Here is a 20,863-nt window from a genome sequence, read left to right as displayed (position 1 = left end):
GAAGTAGCCCATGCCGACCGTGCTGATCGAGGTTCGCCGCCGCTACTCGCAAGCCGAGGAAGTTGCCATCATCGACGCTGTTCACGGCGCGCTGGTGGCGGCTTTCCAGACGCCCGCCGACGACAAGAACGTCCGGCTGGTGGTTCATGAGCCGCACCGGTTCGCAGTCCCGGAAAAGTTCACCCGACCCGAGTACCGCACTCTGGTCTCGATCGACTGCTTCACCGGCCGCACCCTGGAAGCCAAGCGGAAACTCTACGCGGAGATCGTCGAACGCCTTGCGACGCTGGGTATCCCGATCGACCACGTGATGATCACGCTGCACGAGGTGGACCGGGAGAACTGGGGGATCCGCGGCGGGCAGGCCGCATCCGACGTCGAGTTGGGGTTCAACGTTCGGGTGTGAGCAGAAGCGTTGAGACTGCGTCCAGGTCGGCGACACGCCGACGACTACCGCCCTGAGCGCAGGCTCAACGCGGCTGGAACCAGCCCCGCCGGCGTTCAGCCACCCGGTTGGCCGGTCGCCAGCGCCGCACGGATCGCTTCGGCGGTCGGGGCGCAATCTCCGGCGCCGGAAACCAACGTCGCCAGCGCCCCGGCCGCACAGGCGAGCCGCAGCGCATGTGCCTTGCCGCTGGGCCACTCGGCTGCCAGCACGCCGGCGAAGACATCGCCGGCACCGGAGGTGTCGATAGCGGCCACCACCGGAGCCGGTACCTCGACGATGCCATCAGCCCCGCTGTAGCGGGCGCCGCGCGCTCCGAGCGTGACCACCCGATGCGGTACCGGATGGCTGAACCGCGCTGATTCCGTCTCATTGACGACCGCCACATCGATCAGCCCCGCCAACTCGGTCAGGTCTTCACCGACCGGGGAGACATTGACGATCACGGTCGCCCCCACCCGGCGGGCCGCTCGGGCCGCCGTGATGGCCGTCGTGACCGGAATCTCCAGCTGCAGCAGCACCACTTGCGCCTTGGTAATCAGCTCACGGTGGTCGGAGTCCAGCGTCAGCGCGCCGTTGGCCCCCGGCGCCACCACGATGGTGTTCTCGCCGGCCGGATCCACCGTGACGACCGCCGATCCGCTGGGACCCGCGACGGTCGTCAATCCGTCGGTGCCGACGCCGTTGTCCCGGAGGTGCCGGCGTAACCGCAGACCGGCGTCGTCGTTACCCACCGCGCCGATGAACGAGACGTCGGCGCCGGCGCGCGCGGCTGCCACCGCCTGGTTGGCACCCTTGCCGCCGGGGTGGCTACTCGGCGCCGAGCTGAGGACCGTTTCGCCGGGGGCGGGCAGCGCAGCCACCGTGAACACGGTATCCAGATTCACACTGCCCACCACGCACAGCTGCGCCACCATACTGTCCAGCTTCGCATTCGTGACCTCGTAATGTCGCGCATCCCTTAGGGTGGGGAACCGTCTGGTAACCGGGGAAGGGAGCGGCCGGGTGGACTCGGCACCGTCGGCAGCCGCGGACGACACCGCGAACGTTGAGCGACGGCGCCGGTGGCTGCCGTCTCGGCTCAGCATCCAGACCAAACTGATGCTCATCCTGCTGCTGACCAGCATTGTGTCGGTTGGTGTGGTGGGCTTCGTCGAGTTCCAGTACGGCGCAGCCGAACTGCAACGTTCGGCGACGAGCAAGCTGGTGCAGGCCCGTGAGGCGCAGCGCCGAGCGGTCTCGAGCCTGTTCGCGGAGATGACGAGTTCGCTGATCATCTTCAGCGGGGGAGCGATGGCCTCCAACGCGCTCCACGCGTTCACCGCAGGTTTCGACGAACTTGCGCGCGCCACAGTCACTCCCGAGCAGCAACGCGCGATCGTGGGCCACTATCGCGACAACTTCATCGAGCAGCTGGCCGAGCGGACCGGGGAGCGGGCAGACATCGCCGCGCTGCTGCCGGCGTCGACCGCGCAGCGTTACCTGCAGGCGCACTACACCGCCGGCTATACCGGGGAATCCGATAAGCCCGAAGACGCCGGCGACGGCAGCGCCTGGTCAGCGGCAAACGCCGAATTCAACAGCTTTTTCGCGGAGATCGTCAAGCGCAACGAGTACCTGGATGCGCTGCTGCTGGACACCAGGGGCAATGTGGTCTACTCCGCGAACAAGGGAGTGGACCTGGGCACCAACGTGCTGACCGGCCCCTACCGCGAGTCCGTGCTGCGTGACGCCTACCGTAAAGCGCTGGCCTCCAACGCGGTCAACTTCGTCTGGATCACCGATTACCAGCCCTATCAACCCAACCTCGACACGCCGACCGCCTGGCTGGTATCGCCGGTCGGTGTCAAGGGCACGGTCGAGGGGGTGCTGGCCCTGCCGCTGCCCAGCGCGAAGGTCAACCGGATCATGACCGCCAACCGCGACTGGAAGGCCGCCCAGGTCGGGCGCACCACCGAGACCTATCTGGCCGGACCCGACGACCTGATGCGCTCCGATTCGCGGCTGTTTCTGGAGGACCCGGAGCGGTACCGCAGCGAAGCGGTGGCGGCGGGCACTCCGGTTGCCACGGTGGACAGGGCCCTGAAGCTGGGGACCACCACCCTGGTTCAACCGGTGAGCTCCCCGGGTCTGCGTGCCGCGCAACGCGGCCAGACCGGCACGCTCAACACCGGATACGACTACCTCGGCAACCGCGAACTTGCCGCGTACGCGCCACTGACCATCCCCAACTCGGATCTACAGTGGTCGATCCTGGCGACCAGGGACTACTCCGACGCATACGCCGGGGTCACCTCGTTCAGCAAGCGGGTGGTGCTGGCCACCACCGGGGTTATCGTCGCCATCTGCGTGCTGGCGATGCTGCTGGCGCGGCTTTTCCTGCGGCCGATCCGACGGCTGCAGGCCGCCGCCCAGCGGATCAGTGCCGGCGACTACACCGCTGCGGTACCCAGCGGAACGGCTGACGAGATCGGCGATCTCACCAGGGCCTTCAACGACATGGGCCGCAGCCTGCGGACGAAGGAGGAACTGCTCAACGAGCAGCGCAAGCAGAACGACGAGCTGCTGTTGTCGCTGATGCCGGAGTCGGTGGTGCGGCGTTACCGCGGCGGTGAGCAGGCCATCGCCGAAGAGCACCACAACGTCAGCGTCGTCTACGCCGAACTGCAGGGGATCGACCAGCTCTCCGGCGAGGTCGCCGCGAACGAATTGGTGACGGTCGTCGACGAGCTGGTCCGGCAATTCGATGCGGCGGCCGAAGTCGTTGGAGTCGAACGAATTCGAACCATGTACAACGGCTACCTCGCCGGCTGCGGTTTGACCACCCCGCGGCTGGACGGCGTGCACCGCATCGTCGAGTTCGCGAGCGAGATGCAGCGCATCGTCGACCGGTTCAACGTCAAATCCGGTCACCGGCTGAGCCTGTGGGCCGGTGTCAACACCGGCGAAGTCGTCAGCGGTCTGGTGGGCAGATCCGGGGTCACCTACGACCTGTGGGGGTCGGCCGTCAACCTCGCCTATCAGTTACGCAGGGGTACACCGCAATCCGGTATCTACGTCACCGGGGCGGTGCGCGACATGCTTGGCGGCGGCGGGGAGTTCACCCCGGCCGGCACCGTGGCCATCGGTGACACCGAAGAGCAGGCCTGGCGCTTGTCGGAGCCGACGTGAACATCCTCGGGCCGTGGTTCTACTGGGCGGTCGGCGTGGCCGCGGGGTTTCCCGCCGGTCTGATCCTGCTGACCGAATGGCATGTGGCGTTGACCCGCAGGGGCAGCTACCTGGCCCGGCCGGTGGCGTTGGTGCGGAATTACCTGCTGCCGCTGGGTGCGTTGCTGGTGTTGCTCGGGCAGGTGGCCGCAGTACCCGCGCAGGACCCGACGGTGCGGGTCATCTACACCCTGTTCGGCTTTGTGCTGCTGGTGTTGCTGTTGTCCGGGCTGAACGTCACCTTTTTCCAGAGTGCCCCGAAAGGCTCGTGGCGCGGCCGGTTCCCGACCATCTTCGTCGATGTCGCCCGCTTCCTGCTGATCGGTGTCGGTCTGGCGCTGATCCTGTCCTACGTCTGGGGCGCCAAGATCGGCGGTCTGTTCACCGCGCTGGGCGTGACCTCGGTGGTCATCGGCCTGATGCTGCAGAATTCGGTCGGTCAGATTGTTTCGGGGCTGTTCATGTTGTTCGAGCAACCGTTCCGGATCGGCGACTGGCTGTCCACCCCGACCGCGCGCGGCCGCGTCGTCGAGGTGAACTGGCGGGCGGTGCACATCAGCACCGCCGGCGGCCTGCAGGTCACCCCGAACTCGGTGCTGGCGAGCACGTCGTTCACCAACGTCAGCCGGTCCGGTGGTGCGCATCGGGTGTCGATCACGACGACGTTCGCGGTCTCCGACCCGCCGGACCGGGTGTGCGCGTTGCTGTCGCGGGTCGCCACCGCACTGCCGCTGCGTACCACCGGCGAGGCGCCCGGTTCGGTGGCGCTCGGCGGCGGCGAGTACCGGACCACGGTCGCCCTCGACTCCCCGGATGACGACGGTCCTGCGCAGGCCACCTTCCTGCGGTGGCTCTGGTATGCCGCCCGCCGCGAGGGGCTGCACCTCGACGACTCCGACGACGTGTTCTCGACACCCGAGCGGGTGGCCGAGGCGCTGCGCACGGTGGTGGCGCCTGCGCTGCGGCTGACCGACGCCGACCAGCAGGCCGTGGCGCCCTACGCCGCGGTGGTCCGCTACGGCGCGGATGAAGTCCTGGAGCAGGCCGGCCACGTGCCGACCGCGATGATCTTCCTGACCGAGGGCAGTGTCCGGCTCACCACCGAGGATCCGGCGGTGCCGGGCGCCACACTGCGCCACGGCGCCTTCCTCGGGGTCACCACGCTGACCCGGCAGGCCAGCCAGTTCGACGCCCGAGCGGTGGAGGAAGTGACCGCGGTGGTGATCGACCGCGAACACATCGAGGAGCTGGTGATGGCCAAGCCGCTGTTGCTGCAGGAGTTGGGCCGGATCATCGACCAGCGTCGCGCGGTGCCGGCCTAGCGCCGCCGCCAGAATGGGGCCGTTTCGCCCCAATCACCGTTCGTCGATACGCTGGGACGATGAGCGTCCCCGTACTTCCCGACCTGCGCCAAGAGGTCCACGACGCCGCCCGCCGGGCTCGGATCGCCTCCCGTGCGCTGACGTCGCTGTCCACGGTGGCCAAGAACAGTGCGTTGAACGCCGCGGCTGATGCGCTGTTGGCCCATGCCGACGACGTCCTGGCCGCCAATGTGGAGGACCTGGCCGCGGCCAGGGCCGCCGGCACTCCGGAGGCCATGCTCGACCGGCTGGCGCTGAACCCGCAGCGCGTCGAAGGGATCGCCGCGGGCCTGCGCCAGGTCGCGGGGCTGCCCGACCCGGTCGGCGAGGTGCTGCGCGGCTACACCCTGCCCAATGGGCTGCAGTTGCGTCAGCAGCGGGTTCCGCTCGGCGTGGTGGGCATGGTCTATGAGGGCCGGCCCAACGTCACCGTGGACGCGTTCGGCCTGACGCTGAAGTCAGGCAACGCCGCGCTGTTGCGCGGCAGCTCGTCAGCGGCGCATTCCAACCGGGCCCTGGTCGAGGTGCTGCGCAAGGCCCTGACCGACGAGGACCTCCCCGCCGACGCCGTCCAGTTGCTCTCTGCGGCCGACCGCGCCACCGTTACCCACCTGATCCAGGCCCGCGGACTGGTCGACGTGGTGATTCCGCGCGGCGGGGCCGGGCTGATCGAGGCCGTGGTGCGCGATGCGCTGGTGCCGACCATCGAGACGGGCGTCGGCAACTGTCACGTCTACGTCCATGAGGCGGCCGACCTCGACATCGCCGAAGAGGTGCTGTTGAACTCCAAGACGCGGCGACCCAGCGTCTGCAACGCCGCCGAGACGCTGTTGATCGACCGGGCCATCGCCGGCTCCGCGGTGCCGCGACTGGTCGACGCGTTGACGGCCGCCGGGGTTGCGGTGCACGGGGACGCCGGCGCCGCCGCGGCCGAGGACGACCTGCGCCGTGAATACCTGGCTATGGACATCGCCCTCTCGGTGGTCGACGGGCTCGAGGACGCCATCGACCACATCAACGAATACGGCACCGGGCACACCGAGGCCATCGTCACCAGCAACATGGCCGCCGCCCAGCGCTTCAGCGAGCAGGTCGACGCCGCGGCGGTCATGGTCAACGCCTCCACGGCGTTCACCGACGGCGAGCAGTTCGGTTTCGGCGCCGAGATCGGAATCTCCACCCAGAAGCTGCACGCCCGCGGCCCGATGGGGTTGCCAGAGCTGACATCGACCAAATGGATTGTGTGGGGCGACGGTCACACCCGTCCCGTCTAAAAGGAGCCATACCCTCGCATGGAAAAGCCCGGCATTCCCGCCACCCCGGCCCGGCACGCCTCGTTGTTCACCGACATCGACGACGTGGCCCGGCGGCTGGCCGAGACCGGCTACCTGGCCGACACCGCCACCACCACCGCGGTCTTCCTGGCCGACCGGCTGGGCAAACCGCTGTTGGTGGAGGGGCCGGCCGGTGTCGGCAAGACCGAACTGGCCCGCGCGGTGGCTGCCGCCACCGGCGCCGAGCTGGTGCGGCTGCAGTGCTACGAGGGTGTCGACGAGGCCCGGGCGCTCTACGAGTGGAATCACGCCAAGCAGATACTGCGTATTCAGTCCGGCAACACTGCCGATCAGGGCGGCGACTGGGACGCCACCAAGATGGACGTGTTCTCCGAGGAGTTCCTGCTCTCGCGCCCGCTGCTGACCGCGATCCGGCGCAGCGATCCCACCGTGCTGCTGGTCGACGAGACGGACAAGGCCGACATCGAGATCGAGGGCCTGCTGCTGGAGGTGCTCAGCGACTTTGCGGTCACCGTGCCGGAACTGGGCACCATCACCGCGACCCGGACACCGTTCACGGTGTTGACCTCCAATGCCACCCGGGAACTGTCCGAAGCGCTCAAGCGGCGCTGCCTGTTCCTGCACATCGACTTCCCCGACCCGGACCTGGAGCGGCGCATCCTGCTGTCGCGCGTACCCGAGCTGCCCGAACACCTTGCAGCCGAACTCGTGCGCATCATCGGCGTGCTGCGCGGCATGCAGCTCAAGAAGCTGCCCTCGGTGGCCGAGACCATCGACTGGGGACGGACGCTGTTGGCGCTGGGCATGGACACCATCGACGACGCCACCGTTGCGGCCACCCTCGGGGTGGTGCTCAAGCACCAGTCCGACCAGGTGCGCGCATCGGGGGAACTGCGACTGAACTGATGGTGCAGTAGATGGTTCGCCGCATCCGCCCGCCGCAGCCGCTGGCCCCGCACGGTATCCCGGGTCACCTGGTGGGGTTCGTCGAAGCGCTGCGCGACCAGGGGATCTCGGTGGGGCCGTCGGAGACCGTCGACGCCGGGCGGGTGTTGGCCGCGCTCGGGCTCGCTGATCGCGAGGTGTTGCGTGAGGGCCTGGCGTGCGCGGTGCTGCGCCGGCCCGATCACCGCGACACCTACGACGCCATGTTCGACCTGTGGTTTCCCGCCGCGTTGGGTGGGCGGACCGTGGTCGTTTCGGATGAACCGCAGTCCGCCGACGACATTCCGCTGCCGGAAGACGCCGAACAGATGCGCGCGATGTTGGTCGATCTGCTGACCGCCAATCCCGACTTGGCCGAGACCGACGCACGGTTGTCGGCGATGATCGCCGCGATCGTCGGCGCCTACGGGCAATACCGCTCCAGCCGGGGTCCGTCGTACTCGGCCTACCAGGCGCTCAAGGCGCTCGAGCTCGACGAATTGGAGGGTCGGCTGCTGGCGGGCCTGCTCGCCCCCTACGGGGACGAGCCCAGTCCCACTCAGGAGCAGATCGCCAAGTCCGTTGCAGCCCAGCGGATCGCGCAGCTGCGCAAGCTCGTCGACGCCGAAACCAAGCGGCGTACCGCGGAACAGTTGGGTCGCGAGCATGTGCAGATGTACGGCATTCCGCAGCTGAGCGAGAACGTCGAGTTCCTACGCGCCTCCGGTGAGCAGCTGCGCCAGATGCGCCGCGTGGTGGCCCCGTTGGCCCGCACCCTGGCCACCCGGCTGGCGGCGCGACGGCGACGCTCCCGCGCCGGCACCATCGACCTGCGTAAGACGCTGCGCCGCTCGATGTCCACCGGGGGTGTGCCGATCGACGTGGTGTTGCGCAAGCCGCGTCCGGCCCGGCCGGAACTAGTGGTGTTGTGCGACGTGTCCGGATCGGTGGCCGGGTTCAGTCACTTCACCCTGCTGTTGGTACATGCACTGCGCCAACAGTTCTCAAGAGTTCGCGTCTTTGCTTTCATTGACACCACCGACGAGGTCACCCACCTGTTCGGGCCCGAGGCCGACCTGGCGGTGGCCATTCAGCGGATCACCCGCGAGTCGGGCGTGTACACCCGTGACGGCCACTCCGATTACGGCAATGCCTTCGTCTCGTTCGCCGAGAAGTATCCGAGTGTGGTGTCACCGCGCAGTTCGCTGCTGGTCTTGGGCGACGGCCGCACCAACTACCGCGACCCCGGGGTGGGCGTGCTGTCGCACCTGGTGACGGCGAGCCGTCACGCGCACTGGCTCAACCCCGAGCCCCGGCACCTTTGGGGCAGTGGCGATTCCGCCGTGCCTCGGTATGAGGATGTCATCCCCATGCATGAATGTCGCTCCGCCAAGCAGTTGGCCACGGTGATCGACCAACTCCTACCGGTCTGACCCCAAATCGCGAACGTGCGTGTCTGTCCGGCACCACGCCGGGCGGGCCGCGCAACTGTGCACGCTCACCTCAACCCGCCGGTCCCCGCGCACCCTAAACGAGCAAGCAAGTGACCTTTCTGCGAAAAACTAGAGTAGTTCATTACTCTATGAACCCCGCCGACCATCGAAATAACCTAAGGCGTCTTAGCGAGCTTTAAGCATCTGGTTGTTTCACGGGGAGGTTGTGTGATGTCTGACAGGAACCGCAGTGCGAGGCGGAACTCTGCGCGAAAGGGCACGGCGCGTCGCGCGAGCCGAGCGGCCGGTGCCGGCGCAGCGGTAAGTGCGTTTCTGGCGTTCGGGATGACGCCATTGACGTGTGCACCGCAGGCTCAGGCTGATGATTTCGGGCTGGCCGACCTGTTCGACCCCTCGACCTGGGCGTTGCCGTACGACGACATCGACTGGGGTTCTTTCGTCGACCCGGCGGCCTGGTCGTCGTTGTTCGACGCCGCGGCCTTCGACGCCACCGCTGTGGGAACCGCAACTGCCGACCCGTTCGGGCTGGATGCTGCATTCAACTCGTTCATGAGCGACGTCAACAGCTGGGTCGCCACCAACTGGATCGGCACGCAGTTCGGCGACTGGGTCGACAACAACCTGATCAACCCGCTGGGCGCGGCATGGGCGTCCGCGGACAGCTGCGGATTCATCTGCAACGGTGTGGCGGGTACGGCCGCCGACCCGGACGGCCAGGACGGCGGCTGGCTGTTCGGCAACGGCGGTGATGGCTGGAACAGCACGGTGGCCGGCGAAGCCGGCGGCAACGGCGGCGACGCCAACTTCTGGGGCGACGGCGGTGCCGGCGGTGCCGGTGGTGCGGGCGCGGACGGTGGTGACGGCGGCGCGGGTGGCTCGATCTTCGGCAGCGGCGGTGACGGCGGTCGCGGCGGTGACGGCCTAGCCGGTACCGACGGCGACAACGGCGTGTGGGGCGTCGCCGGTGCCGGCGGCGTCGACGGCGCCGGCCAGGACGGCAGCGACGGCGGCAACGGTGGTGCCGGCGGCAACGGTGGCGCCGCCTCGGGTTGGCTGAACTTCCTCCTCGGCGGGCATGCCGGCAACGGTGGCGACGGCGGCTCCGGCGCCGCGGCCGGTAACGGCGGCGACGGTGCGCTCGCCAATGCTGCCCACCTCGGCGGCGGCAACGGTGGTAACGGCGGTGACGTCGGTAAGGGCGGCGCCGGTGGCGCGGCCGGTGCTGGTAGCGGTGGCACAAGTGGCGCGGCCGGCGCGGGCGGAACCGGCGGTGGTAACGGCGGTGATGGACAGGACGGCCTCAACTCGACCACTGCGGGTGTTGCCGGTGGTGCCGGCGGTAATGGCGGTGACGGCGGTGCGACCGGCAACGGCGGCAACGGCGGCTCCGGCGGCGACGGCGCGGCCGGGGTGGCCAGCGTCGGCAGCAACGGTGGCGCCGGTGGTAACGGTGGTGCTGGCGGCTCGCAGTCCGGCAACGGCGGCAACGGCGGTGACGGTGGCGTCGGCGGTGCCGGTGCTGCCGGAGCTCAGGGCGGCACCGGAGCCAACGGCAACTGGGCCACCGACTACGGCAACGGTCTAGGGGCCGGACAAGACGGTGGCGCCGGCGGCCAGGGCTACGACGGCGGCGCCGGCGGCCACGGCGGTAATGCCGGCACGGCTGCGCACGGCAACGCAGGCACGGCCGGTGACGGCGGTGACGGTGGCGCCGGCGGTAACGCGGGGGCCGCTGGTAACGGCGGTAACGGCGCAACGGGCGACTGGAATGTGGCCGCTTCCAACGGCGTCGGCGGTGCCGGTGGCAACGCCGGATCCGCCATCGGGGTCGCCGGTAACGGCGGTGCCGGCGGCGCGGCCGGTACCGGTTCCGGCGGCAACGCCGGCAACACCGGTGCCGGAGGCACTGTTCCCGCGGCGGGAACGGCTCACGGTGGTAACGGCGGTACCGGCGCCAAGGGCGATTGGAATGTGGCCGCCTCCAACGGCGTCGGCGGCAAGGGCGGTGTCGGTGGTACCGGCGGCACCTACGGCGACGGCGGCGTCGGCGGTACCGGCGGCGACGGCGCCGACGGTGTCAACGGCGTCACCGCCGGCGACGGCAATGGGATCGCCGGCGGCAACGGCGCGACCGGCGGCACGGGCGGCACCGGTGGCGCGGCCGGCACCATCTCGGGTGTCAGCGGCGCCGGTGGTGTCGGCGGCGACGGCGGCGACGGCGGCAATGGCGGCGTCGGTGGTCCGGGCCATGACGGCACCGGTCCCGGCATCAACGGCACCAACGGCGGCAACGGCGCGGTCGGTGGCAACGGCGGTAGTGGCGGCGCCGGCGGTGCGGCCGGTGCGGCCGGCGGACAGGGCGCGATCGGGTTGGCCGGCAACGGCGGCAACGGTGGCGACGCCGGTGTGGCCGGCGCCGGCGGTAACGGTGGTAACGGTTGGAATGCCACCACCGGCACCGCGAACGGCAGCAACGGCGGTAACGGCGGTAACGGCGGGGCCAACTCGGCGATCGCCGGAAACGGTGGCGCGGCAGGCGGAGTGGGCGGCGTGACCGGCCAGGCCGGCAGCACGCAGGCCGCCGGGGCCGACGGAGGTCAGGGCGGCAACGGTGGATCCGGTCATGGCGCCGGCGCCCAGGGCGGCGGCGCGGGCCACGGTGGTAACGGTGGCAATGGCTACGGCGGCCCGGGTCTGAACCAGGTCGGTAACGGCGGGGACGGCGGCAACGCTGGTGCAGCCGGTGCGGGTCTGGCCGGTGCCGCGCTGGGCGCCGGCAACTACGGTGGCGACGGCGGCGACGCCCAGACCGGCGACGGCGGTGATGGCGGCAACGGCAGTGACGGCAGCGGCGCGGTCAACGCCCACGGTGGCGCCGGTGGCGACAGCTTCGTCACGGGCAACGGCGGCGACGGCGGCGACGGCGGCACCGGCTACTACGGCGGCGACGGCGGGGACGCCAAGGTCGGTAACGGCGGTGACGGCGGCGACGGTGGCGACGGCAACGGCGTGTACTCCGGTTCGTTCGGCGGCAACGGCGGTGACAGCACGGAATCCGGCAACGGCGGCAACGGCGGTGACGGTGGTGAAGGCGGTGACGGACCCTTCCCGACCAACGGTGGTAACGGTGGCGCGGGCGGCTGGGCAAAGGTCGGTGACGCCGGTGACGGTGGCAACGGCGGCAACGGCGGCAGCACGACCAGCGGTGGCGGCAACGGAGCCGATGGCGGCAAGGGCGGCGCAGGTGGTTCCATCTTCAACGTCGCCGGAGCCAGCGGTAATGGCGGCGACGGCGGCAACGCCGGGAACGGTGGTGACGGCGGCCCGACCGGCGGTCACGGTGGTAGCGGCAACCTGGGCGGGGCGGGCGGTAACGCCCTTGGCCACGGTGACGGCGGCAAGGGCGGTAACGGCGGCAGCGGCGGAAATGGCCCGGCCGGAAACGGCGGCAATGGTGCTCAAGGTGGCATCGGTGGAAACGCAGTCATCGGCGACGGTGGTGCTGGCGGTAACGGCGGCAGCGGCGGCAACGCCGGTGCTGGTGGCACCGCGGGTACTGGCGCCAACGGTGGCACCGGCGGCAACGTCAGCACTGACGGCACAGGTGGTGCCGGTGGTATCGGCGGTAACGGTGGCGACGGCGGCAACGGCCTGGCGGCCCTGGCCGGCAACGGCGGCAACGGCGGGCTGATGGGCGGGGCCGGCGGCGCTGGCGGCGGCGGCGGTCAAGGAGCCGGCTCCGGTAACGGCGGTGCCGGTGGTCGCGGTGGTGACGGCGGTGATGGCGGCAACGGATCGGCCGGCGTATCAATCGTCGGCAACGGTGGTAGTGCCGGCCAAACCGGCGGCAACGGCGGTGACGGCGGTACCGCCGGCGGCGGTGGCCGCGGTGGTGACGCACTCGGGTCCGGCGACGGCGGTGCCGGCGGCCGCTCCGGTGACGGCGGTGACGGCGGCGACGGCGGGGCCGGCTCGAACGCCACCAACGCCAGCGGCAACGGTGGCAACGGTGGCAGGGGTGGCAGCGGCGGTGACGCCCAGTTGGGTGCCGGCAGTGGCCAAGGCGGCGACGGCGGCAAGGCCTGGGGCACCGGCGCCGGTGGCACCGGCGGCGACGGCGGCAATGCCGGCCAGAGCGGTAGCGGCGCCAACGGCGGCAACGCCACCGGCACCGGCAACGGTGGCGACGGCGGCGATGCCGGCGGGACGAACCACCTGGGCGGCGCCCAGGGCGGCCGTGGCGGTGACTCGGTCGGTGGTGACGGCGGCGCCGGCGGTAACGGCGGCAATGGCGGCGACGGCGGAGAGATCGCCGGCAACGGCGGCAGCGCCGCGAACGCACCCGGGACCGCAGGTGACGGTGGTTGGGGCGGCTTAGGCGGCTGGGGCGGTAGGGGCGGTGCCGGTGGCGACGCACTCGGCGCCGCCGGAAACGGCGGGGCCGGCGGGTCCGGCGGCAACGGTGGCAACACCACCGCCACCGGAGGCACCGGCGGCAACGGCGGCAATGCCACTGGCACCGACGACGGCACCGCCGGCGGTCAGGGCGGTGAAGGCGGCTGGGGCGGCGTCGGCCGGGAGGGCGGGGCCGGTGGTAACGCCGCCGGATCCGGCACCGGTGGGACCGGCGGTGACGGCGGCGACGCCGGAACCAACAGCACCGGAGGCCAGGGCGGCAACGGCGGCAACGCCTCTGCCACCCACGCCGCCGGCGCGGGCGGCGACGGTGGTGACGGCAACCAGAACAACTTCCAGCCCTTCCCGCCGTACAACTTTGGCCAGGGCGGCGCTGGCGGCGCTGGCGGTAACTCGCTCAACGGCGACGGCGGGACCGGTGGTAATGGTGGCGTCGGGGCAACTGGCGGCGACGCCGGTAACGGCGGCACCGGTGGTGAGGGCAACGCCGGGACCCCCGGCAACCACCAAGCGGCAGGCGCCGGCGGGGGCGGCGGCAAGGGCGGTGTCGGCGTCGTCGGCGGAGCTGGCGGTGCGGGCGGCGACTCCACCGGCACCACCGTCGCCGCGACCGGCGACGGTGGGTATGGCGGTAACGCCGGCGGGAACGGTGGTGGCGGCGCCGGCGGCGACGGCGGCACCGGTGGTGCGGCCGCGGCCGGGACCGGCTTCGCCGGCGACGGTGGTGAGGGTGGCGCCGGCGGAATCGCCGGGTACGGCACCGGAGGCCCCGGGGGCAACGGTGGCACCGGCGGTGCCGGCGGCAACGCCGCCGGAACCGGAAACGGCGGTGATGGCGGCGCCGGTGCCACCGGCGGGTCTGGCGGCAGTGGCGGTGACGGTGGCACCGGCGGTGCGGGCGTCAACGGCACCGGCGGCGGTGCCGGCGGCAACGGTGGCAATGGCCAAGACGGTGGCGACGGCGGAGACGGGGGCGACGGTGGCGACGCCACCAATGCCGCACTCGGCGGTGTCGGCGGCCACGGGGGCGACGGCGCGGCCGGCGGTGCAGTCGGTGGCGGCGGAACCGGAGGTGCGGGGACCGACGGCGGTGGAAACGGCTCTAGCGGCAGTGCCGGCACCACCCCCGGCGGCAACGGTAACGCCGGCGCTGACGGCACGCCGGCACCGCCCGCATGATGGTCGGCTGAGACCGGCCACGGCACGACCGCGGTCGTCGGAGAACATCCGGCGACCGCGGTCGGGTCATGAATGGACCATGGTCAGCGCCAGGTGTTGGGCTCAAGCCCGCGATTGGACCCCGTCGAGCAGCCGGATCAGCTCATCGCGCCGCGTGATACCCAGTTTGGCGAACATCCGGTAGAGATGACCGTCCACGGTCCGCACCGAAACGGAAAGCCGATCGGCGATCTGACGGTTGGCCAGGCCCGCTGCAACGAGCATCGCGATCTCGCGTTCACGGTCGGTGATTGGCAGTGGCTGAGTCACCGCCGCGACGGCGGGTGTGCGGATCTCGCCCTGCCCGGCCAACCATTGGGTCCGTGTTGACAGTTCCAACTGCTTGCCGCGTTGACCGGCGCGGCCGTACTCGCTCGATGCCTGCGCCGCCGCATCGGCGGCGGATGCGAAGGCACCCATGATCGCGAACCGGTCCGACGTGGCGCTCAACAGATCGGCGTTGCGGTCGGCCAAGCCACGAGCATGCGCGGCGATCGCATTCGGCAACGGGGCGTCCAGCGTCTCCGCGAGATCTGCCAGCCGATCGGCGTGCGATCGGTCGCCGAATCGGACCGCGGTGTGCAGCGCGCGCATCTCGACAGCGGCCATCCCGGATCGGCGGGCGATCTGTGCCGCTCGCAGCGCGAGGGACCGGGCATCGGAGGTCTGACCGTGCGCTACCCGCTCCCAGGCTCGGGCAAGCTCCACTTCCGGTAGGAACGCAGCGATTTGCGGCCCGTAGGCCTCTTCGCAATGTCGCAGTGCGATGGACGCCGACACGGCGTTGCCCCGCGCCGCTTCGGCTTGAGCGGACCAAGCGTTCGCCAGCATCGGCCACAGCGATGGAGCGGCGTTTGTCAATACCGGCGTCGAGTCCTGAAACAGCGAAGCTGCCAATGGCAATTGGCCGCGTGCCAGGTGTACCAGGCCGACCAGCACACCGACCATCGCATCGGGTTCCGGCACCCCGGCAGCCATGGTGGCATAGCGTTCCGCGGCTCGTTCAGCGGCGGAGTAATCACCGGCGTCGACGAGTGCGGTGACCTCGGCGACACCGAGACCGAATCGAATCATCCCGGAGCGACTGCGCGCAGCGGCGTGCAATCCGATCTGAGCGATTCCGGTCACTTCGCCGAAGCGCCCTGTTTTGGCGAGTGCGTGTGCGGTCGGCAGGGCGGCCAAGGCCGTCGCCGTCGGCGATACATCTGCTTCGCAGAACGACGGTCCGGCCCGGAGTGCCGTTGCCAGGTCGCCGGTGAAGAACGCGAAAGCCGTCTCGAGAGCGTGAACCAGCGCGGTGCTGACTTCCGAGTGGGCGCGGCCCTTGGCCTCGGCCAGAACCTGCTGTGCTGAATCGATCTCACCGCAGTTCCAGAATAGATTCGATGCGCGAACGCAACCCCAGTCAACGATCGAGACGCTGTCGGCACCGTCGAGGTCGACATCGGTCAGTACCGATTCGGCTTCGTCTCCTCGGCCTTGCCACAACAGTGTGTCTCCGAGCACGAGTGCCGCCGGTAAGCCACCGTCGCGGTCAAATGCAAAGCGGGCCAGCTCTTCTGCGTGGGCGAGGTTGGACATCGCCGCCGCCCGCACCGCTGCGCCGATGATCAACTCGAAGTCGGGCTCCAGGTCGCTGCAGATCATGAACTGGGCCATCCGGATTCTGCCGCGAACGTCGGGCAACCGCAGCCGCCGGCCGCCTCTCCGCAGGTACTTGTCAAAGGCGTTGAACAGCAACCCATTGAGTCGGCGCGAGCGCACCACACCGATACGTTCGAGCACCGCCTCGCCGAAAATCGGGTGGGTCACCTGGACCAGAGTTCCCCCGCCGTCGGAGGTCAGGTGAATCAAGCGATGACGTTCCAGTCCGGAAACAGCTTCGGAAGAACAGAGTTCGCGGAAGACTTCCCAGTCCAGCAACTCGGCGACCGCGAGAATCTCGAGTGCCTCCAGCTCGTCCGGAGTGAGTGCTTGGAGCCGAAACCCCAGCAGGACAGAGAGTTCCTGGTCGGCGTGCAGTGGCCCCTTGAGCTGCCAGCCGTACTCGTCCAACACCAGCACGCCGTCGTCGCGGCCGGCCCGCAGCAGTCCGCGCAGATACAGCGGGCTTCCCCCACTTCGGTCGTGTAACCGGTTGACCACTTGTGCGCTGACGACACCACCGAGCACACGGCGTGCGAGCTCACCGGTCTGTTCGCGGGTGAACGGGTTGATGCGCATGTTCAACAGCAGCTGTTCTTTGAGCAGCGCGGTCACCGCGTCGAGGAGCGTTTCGCCGGAACGGATCACCACGATCAGTTGCGCGGTACCCTCGGCGGCAAGCTGATAGATCAGGGTGGCAGACAATGGGTCCAGCAGTTGGGCGTCGTCGACGACGATCACCGGGCGCTCTGCGGCCGCGAGGTTCTGGTGCGCTATCGCCAACATCGCAGCCGGTTCGCAGGTCGCATCGACCGTCACCGACCGGGAGAATGCCCCGAGCGGTACGTCAAACCCGGTCTGGGTGCCCAGCACGAACCGGACCGCGCGCCCGGCCGCGGTGAGGCGGGCACCGAGGGCGCGGGCGAGCGTCGATTTGCCGACGCCGCTGTCCCCGACCAACGCGATGCCCTGGTACTCAGAATCCGGCCCGAGCGTCGCCAGCGCTGCGCGCAGTTCGTCGTCGCGACCGACGATCGGCCACGCGGACGAAGTCTCAGCCGTTGTGCGCAAAAGTTCCGACCTCCCCCGGGACAACTGCGTGCCGCCAAAGTTACGCTGCGGTACCGGGGGGAACATACGTTTCCGGCTTGAAATACAAACGTTGACGAATGCGTAAAAACGTTTGGGAGGCAGCTGCGAATGCGCCCCGGGAATGCTTTGCCAGGGCGAGTGATCACCGAGCGGTGGCGGCTACCCGCTCCGCCGGTCAGCGTGTCCGCTCGAACACCAGCCAGCGCAACTCGATCGGGCTGTCCTCGCGCGAGGTCCTGAACGCGTCGAGCCCGCTCACCCAGTCGATGTACCAGCTGGTGGGTGGCCAGGCGCCGTCGGGCAGATGTGCTTTCTCGTAATCGTGGACCGACTCATCAGACAGCAGTGCGAGCGGTAAGCCGGCCGTGGCGATCGACATCTCATCACGGGTGAACAGGCCCGAGTACACCTGCTGACAAAATTCGCGAGCGGCCTCGTCGGGCTGGTACCCGTCGCATGCCAGGAAGCTGTTGAAAACCAGCCGTCCACCGGGAACAAGGCGCTGAGCGGCGAGCTCGAAAAGACTGCGTAGCTGTTGCGTCGACCGGAAATCGGTCAACACCTCCGAGAGCACGATCAGGTCGTAATCGTCGCGCAGGTCGTCCGCGTCGGCGAACACGTCGCGGACGATGACTCGCACGTCCAACGATTCGCGTTCCGCCTCCTGCCTGAGGATCTCGGCGAACTTCGGGGTCATCTCCACGACGTCGACAGGATGCCCGCGACGTGCCAGCGCCAGCGCGTTACGGCCGGTGCCCGCGCCGATTTCGAGTATCCGATGAGCGGATGGATCGTCGACTTCGCCGGAGATCTGCCAGATCCGGGCGTCCGGTTCCGTGCCGAACAACGGCGGTTCCCGCGTCGACAGCCAACTCTCGTATGCCGCTGCGACCGAGGACCATTGCGCACGGACCGTGTAGTTCAGCGATGGGCCGACCGGAGCGTTGTAGGAGATGACAATGTGTGAACGCACCGATGCCGCATAGGCGGCGGCCAGTTGGCCCTGTATCACGCTCCTAAGATGCGCAAGTTCTTGCTCATTGAAGGGTTTGCCCAGTCCCGCGAATACCGCGTCGCACATCGACACGTACTCGTCGAGCAAGCTCGGCACCGCCGGCAGCCGGATGTCGCCGTTGATCTGGGCCCGGGTGTAGAAACGCCGCCGCATGGCGTCCTTCGCCGATCGCGCCACATCTGATCTCGGAGAGAAATCTTCCACCGCCTTCTTCTACACGATCCGGGGACGCTTTGCCGCGCCAACGGCGCTAACCGGCCGGCGGCCGTCCGGTGATGCCGTTTCTGCTGGTCCAGTAAGCTGGCCAACCATGCATGTCGGGCTACGCAGGCTGGGGGTGATGGGCGGGACGTTCGATCCCATCCATTACGGCCACCTGGTCGCGGCCAGCGAGGTAGCCCACAAATTCGCGCTGGACGAGGTCGTCTTCGTGCCCAGCGGCCAGCCCTGGCAGAAGGATCGGCACGTCTCGGCGGCCGAGGACCGGTACCTGATGACGGTGATCGCCACAGCGTCCAATCCGCGCTTCTCGGTGAGCCGGGTGGACATCGACCGGGCCGGTCCCACCTACACGCGCGACACATTGCAAGACCTGCATGCGCTGAACCCCGATTCCGAGCTGTACTTCATCACCGGTGCCGACGCGTTGGCGTCGATTCTGTCCTGGCAGGGCTGGGAGGAGCTGTTCGACCTGGCGCGGTTCGTGGGGGTCAGCCGGCCCGGATACGAGCTGCGGCATGACCACATCACCGGTGTGCTGGGCGAACTGGAGGAGCATGCGTTGACACTGGTGGAGATTCCGGCGTTGGCGATCTCGTCGACGGACTGTCGCGAGCGCGCCGAGCAGCGTCGGCCGCTGTGGTACCTGATGCCCGACGGCGTTGTGCAGTATGTGTCCAAACGCCGGCTCTACCGTGGCGGCGACGGCTCGGACGCCAACAAGGCGGTGGGCCGATCCACCAGCCTGGCCGCCGGGAACAACGCATGACGGCCGGCTCAGAGGCGATCGACATGGCGAGGGTGGCCGCGGTGGCCGCCGCCGCCAAGCTGGCCACCGATGTCGTCGTCATCGACGTCTCGGACCAGCTGGTCATCACCGACTGCTTCGTCATCGCCTCGGCGTCCAACGAACGGCAGGTCAACGCGATCGTCGACGAGGTGGAGGAGAAGATGCGGCTGGCCGGCTACAAGCCGGCGCGCCGCGAGGGCACCCGCGAGGGCCGCTGGACGCTGCTGGACTACGTCGACATCGTCGTGCACATCCAACATCAGGACGAGCGCGACTTCTATGCGCTCGACCGGCTGTGGAAGGACTGCCCCGTGGTGCCGGTCGACCTGGGTCCTGCCCCGGCCCCGGAGGACGCGTCGTGAGGGTCCGGCGGCTGATCCTGTTACGGCACGGCCAGACCGAGTTCAACGCCGGCAGCCGCATGCAAGGCCAGCTGGACACCGTCCTGAGCGACCTCGGTCGCGCGCAGGCGGAAGCGGCGGCCGAGGTGTTGCGCAAGCGCCACCCGTTGCTGATCGTGTCGTCGGATCTGTGGCGCGCCTACGACACCGCCACGGTGCTGGCCGAGCACAACGGGCTGCCGGTCCGGGTCGACACGCGGTTGCGCGAAACGCACCTGGGTGACTGGCAGGGGCTGACCCACGAAGAGGTCGACGCCGCGGCACCGGGTGCGCGGTTGGCGTGGCGCGATGATGCCCGGTGGGCTCCGCACGGCGGGGAGAGCAGGGTGGACGTGGCCGCGCGCAGCGAACCGCTGGTCGCCGAGTTGGTGGCCGGTGAGCCGGCCTGGGGGAGCGCCGACGAGGCGGACCGGCCGGCGGTGCTCGTCGCCCACGGCGGCCTGATCGCTGCGCTGACCGCTGCGCTGCTGCGTCTTCCGGTCGAGAACTGGCCGGCGCTGGGCGGGATGGCCAACGCCAGTTGGACCCAGCTCAGCGGGTATTCCGACGATTCCGGCGGAGCTGACGACTTCGCTGACGTGCGTTGGCGTCTCGATGTCTGGAACGCTTCAGCGCAGGTGGCCGGCGATGTCCTCTGAACCGCTGCCGCCGGCCGAGAAGCGCCCCGCGTTGCTGATCTTTGCCGACTCGCTGTCGTACTACGGACCCACCGGCGGGCTGCCGGCCGACGACCCGCGGATATGGCCGAACATCGTCGGCGCGCAACTCGGCTGGGACGTCGAGCTGATCGGACGGATCGGCTGGACCAGCCGGGACGTGTGGTGGGCGGCCACCCAGGACCCGCGCGCCTGGGCCGCCCTGCCTCGTGCCGGGGCCGTCATCATCGCCACCAGCGGGATGGACTCGCTGCCCTCGGTGTGGCCGACTGCGCTGCGCGAGTTGATCCGGTATGTGCGCCCGCCCCGGCTGCGGCGCTGGGTCCGCGATGGATACGGCTGGCTGCAGCCGAGGTTCTCGCCGCGGGCGCGAGCGGCACTGCCGCCGCAGCTTACCGCCGACTATCTCGAGATGACCAGGGGCGCAATCGACTTCAACCGGCCAGGAATCCCGATTGTGGCCTGCCTGCCGTCAGTTCACATCGCCGACACCTATGGTCGGGCCCACCAGGGGCGGGAGCCGACGGTGCACGCGATCACGCAGTGGGCGCAGCGCCAGGACATCACGCTGGTCGATCTGAAGGCGGCGGTGGCCGACGAGGTCATGAGCGGGCGGGCCAACCCGGATGGCATCCACTGGAACTTCGAAGCGCACCGGGCCGTCGCCGAACTGATGCTCAAAGCGCTGGCTGAGGCGGGCGTGCCCGGATCGTCGGCATGACC

The 20,863-nt window shown here is 69.5% G+C and carries 14 protein-coding genes; 11 read left to right on the top strand and 3 right to left on the bottom strand.

Going from position 1 to position 20,863, the window contains the following annotated elements; translation table 11 throughout:
- Positions 1-10: 10 nt before the first annotated feature.
- Entirely contained in the window at positions 11-406 is a 396-nt protein-coding gene (locus G6N19_RS02035; protein ID WP_013828413.1) for a tautomerase family protein, read from the top strand.
- Positions 407-501: 95 nt separating this feature from the next.
- Here the strand turns inward: G6N19_RS02035 and G6N19_RS02030 are convergent, their stop codons facing one another.
- A complete protein-coding gene (locus G6N19_RS02030; RefSeq protein ID WP_193465672.1) occupies positions 502-1,362 on the bottom strand; it encodes a ribokinase in 861 nt (286 codons plus the stop codon).
- Positions 1,363-1,423: 61 nt separating this feature from the next.
- Here G6N19_RS02030 and G6N19_RS02025 point away from each other — a divergent pair, with 61 nt between their 5' ends.
- The 6 genes from G6N19_RS02025 (at position 1,424) to G6N19_RS21510 (ending at position 14,284) form a co-directional block, all read left to right on the top strand.
- Positions 1,424-3,616, top strand: a complete 2,193-nt coding sequence (locus G6N19_RS02025) for an adenylate/guanylate cyclase domain-containing protein (protein WP_408632479.1) — start codon at positions 1,424-1,426, stop codon at positions 3,614-3,616.
- Positions 3,613-4,977: a mechanosensitive ion channel domain-containing protein gene (locus G6N19_RS02020; protein WP_013828416.1), complete on the top strand. Its 1,365-nt coding sequence runs from the start codon at positions 3,613-3,615 to the stop codon at positions 4,975-4,977. The genes G6N19_RS02025 and G6N19_RS02020 overlap by 4 nt, the downstream gene beginning before the upstream one ends.
- A 59-nt stretch (positions 4,978-5,036) precedes the next feature.
- Positions 5,037-6,290 (top strand): glutamate-5-semialdehyde dehydrogenase, encoded by a 1,254-nt coding sequence (locus tag G6N19_RS02015; RefSeq protein ID WP_013828417.1) that lies wholly within the window; start codon positions 5,037-5,039, stop codon positions 6,288-6,290.
- A gap of 18 nt (positions 6,291-6,308) precedes the next feature.
- Positions 6,309-7,217, top strand: coding sequence for an AAA family ATPase (locus G6N19_RS02010; protein ID WP_013828418.1), 909 nt, complete (start codon positions 6,309-6,311; stop codon positions 7,215-7,217).
- A gap of 11 nt (positions 7,218-7,228) precedes the next feature.
- On the top strand, positions 7,229-8,668 hold the full coding sequence (locus G6N19_RS02005; RefSeq protein ID WP_193465670.1) for a vWA domain-containing protein: 1,440 nt from the start codon (positions 7,229-7,231) through the stop codon (positions 8,666-8,668).
- A 345-nt stretch (positions 8,669-9,013) separates the two neighbouring features.
- Positions 9,014-14,284 (top strand): PGRS repeat-containing protein, encoded by a 5,271-nt coding sequence (locus G6N19_RS21510; protein WP_013828420.1) that lies wholly within the window; start codon positions 9,014-9,016, stop codon positions 14,282-14,284.
- 102 nt (positions 14,285-14,386) lie between these two features.
- Here the strand turns inward: G6N19_RS21510 and G6N19_RS01995 are convergent, their stop codons facing one another.
- Both G6N19_RS01995 and G6N19_RS01990 read right to left on the bottom strand, forming a co-directional pair.
- Complete coding sequence (locus G6N19_RS01995; RefSeq protein ID WP_013828421.1) at positions 14,387-17,038, bottom strand: helix-turn-helix transcriptional regulator; 2,652 nt, start codon at positions 17,036-17,038, stop codon at positions 14,387-14,389.
- Between the two features lie 196 nt (positions 17,039-17,234).
- A complete protein-coding gene (locus G6N19_RS01990) occupies positions 17,235-18,227 on the bottom strand; it encodes a class I SAM-dependent methyltransferase (protein ID WP_013828422.1) in 993 nt (330 codons plus the stop codon).
- Positions 18,228-18,414: 187 nt separating this feature from the next.
- On the opposite strand from G6N19_RS01990, the gene nadD reads away from it, so the two are divergent.
- From nadD to octT, 4 genes are read left to right on the top strand one after another with little or no spacing between them, the layout of a single operon-like run.
- Complete coding sequence (gene nadD, locus G6N19_RS01985) at positions 18,415-19,062, top strand: nicotinate-nucleotide adenylyltransferase (RefSeq protein WP_013828423.1); 648 nt, start codon at positions 18,415-18,417, stop codon at positions 19,060-19,062.
- On the top strand, positions 19,059-19,445 hold the full coding sequence (gene rsfS, locus G6N19_RS01980) for a ribosome silencing factor (protein WP_013828424.1): 387 nt from the start codon (positions 19,059-19,061) through the stop codon (positions 19,443-19,445). The genes nadD and rsfS overlap by 4 nt, the downstream gene beginning before the upstream one ends.
- Positions 19,442-20,122: a glucosyl-3-phosphoglycerate phosphatase gene (gpgP, locus tag G6N19_RS01975; RefSeq protein WP_013828425.1), complete on the top strand. Its 681-nt coding sequence runs from the start codon at positions 19,442-19,444 to the stop codon at positions 20,120-20,122. The genes rsfS and gpgP overlap by 4 nt, the downstream gene beginning before the upstream one ends.
- Positions 20,112-20,861: a diglucosylglycerate octanoyltransferase gene (octT, locus tag G6N19_RS01970; protein WP_013828426.1), complete on the top strand. Its 750-nt coding sequence runs from the start codon at positions 20,112-20,114 to the stop codon at positions 20,859-20,861. The genes gpgP and octT overlap by 11 nt, the downstream gene beginning before the upstream one ends.
- Positions 20,862-20,863: the final 2 nt, after the last annotated feature.

Origin of the sequence: Mycobacterium novum, from assembly GCF_010726505.1 — a bacterium.
Classification (GTDB): Bacteria; Actinomycetota; Actinomycetes; order Mycobacteriales; family Mycobacteriaceae; genus Mycobacterium; species Mycobacterium algericum.
This window is presented reverse-complemented; position numbering and strand designations above follow the sequence as displayed.

What these genes read in the sequence shown, in the direction of transcription:
- G6N19_RS02035 (WP_013828413.1), top strand. Translation starts at nt 11, where the DNA reads ATGCCGACCGTGCTGATCGAGGTTCGCCGCCGCTACTCGCAAGCCGAG.
- G6N19_RS02030 (WP_193465672.1), bottom strand. Translation starts at nt 1,362, where the DNA reads ATGGTGGCGCAGCTGTGCGTGGTGGGCAGTGTGAATCTGGATACCGTG.
- G6N19_RS02015 (WP_013828417.1), top strand. Translation starts at nt 5,037, where the DNA reads ATGAGCGTCCCCGTACTTCCCGACCTGCGCCAAGAGGTCCACGACGCC.
- G6N19_RS02010 (WP_013828418.1), top strand. Translation starts at nt 6,309, where the DNA reads ATGGAAAAGCCCGGCATTCCCGCCACCCCGGCCCGGCACGCCTCGTTG.
- G6N19_RS02005 (WP_193465670.1), top strand. Translation starts at nt 7,229, where the DNA reads ATGGTTCGCCGCATCCGCCCGCCGCAGCCGCTGGCCCCGCACGGTATC.
- G6N19_RS21510 (WP_013828420.1), top strand. Translation starts at nt 9,014, where the DNA reads ATGACGCCATTGACGTGTGCACCGCAGGCTCAGGCTGATGATTTCGGG.
- G6N19_RS01990 (WP_013828422.1), bottom strand. Translation starts at nt 18,227, where the DNA reads ATGCGGCGGCGTTTCTACACCCGGGCCCAGATCAACGGCGACATCCGG.
- nadD (WP_013828423.1), top strand. Translation starts at nt 18,415, where the DNA reads ATGGGCGGGACGTTCGATCCCATCCATTACGGCCACCTGGTCGCGGCC.
- rsfS (WP_013828424.1), top strand. Translation starts at nt 19,059, where the DNA reads ATGACGGCCGGCTCAGAGGCGATCGACATGGCGAGGGTGGCCGCGGTG.
- octT (WP_013828426.1), top strand. Translation starts at nt 20,112, where the DNA reads ATGTCCTCTGAACCGCTGCCGCCGGCCGAGAAGCGCCCCGCGTTGCTG.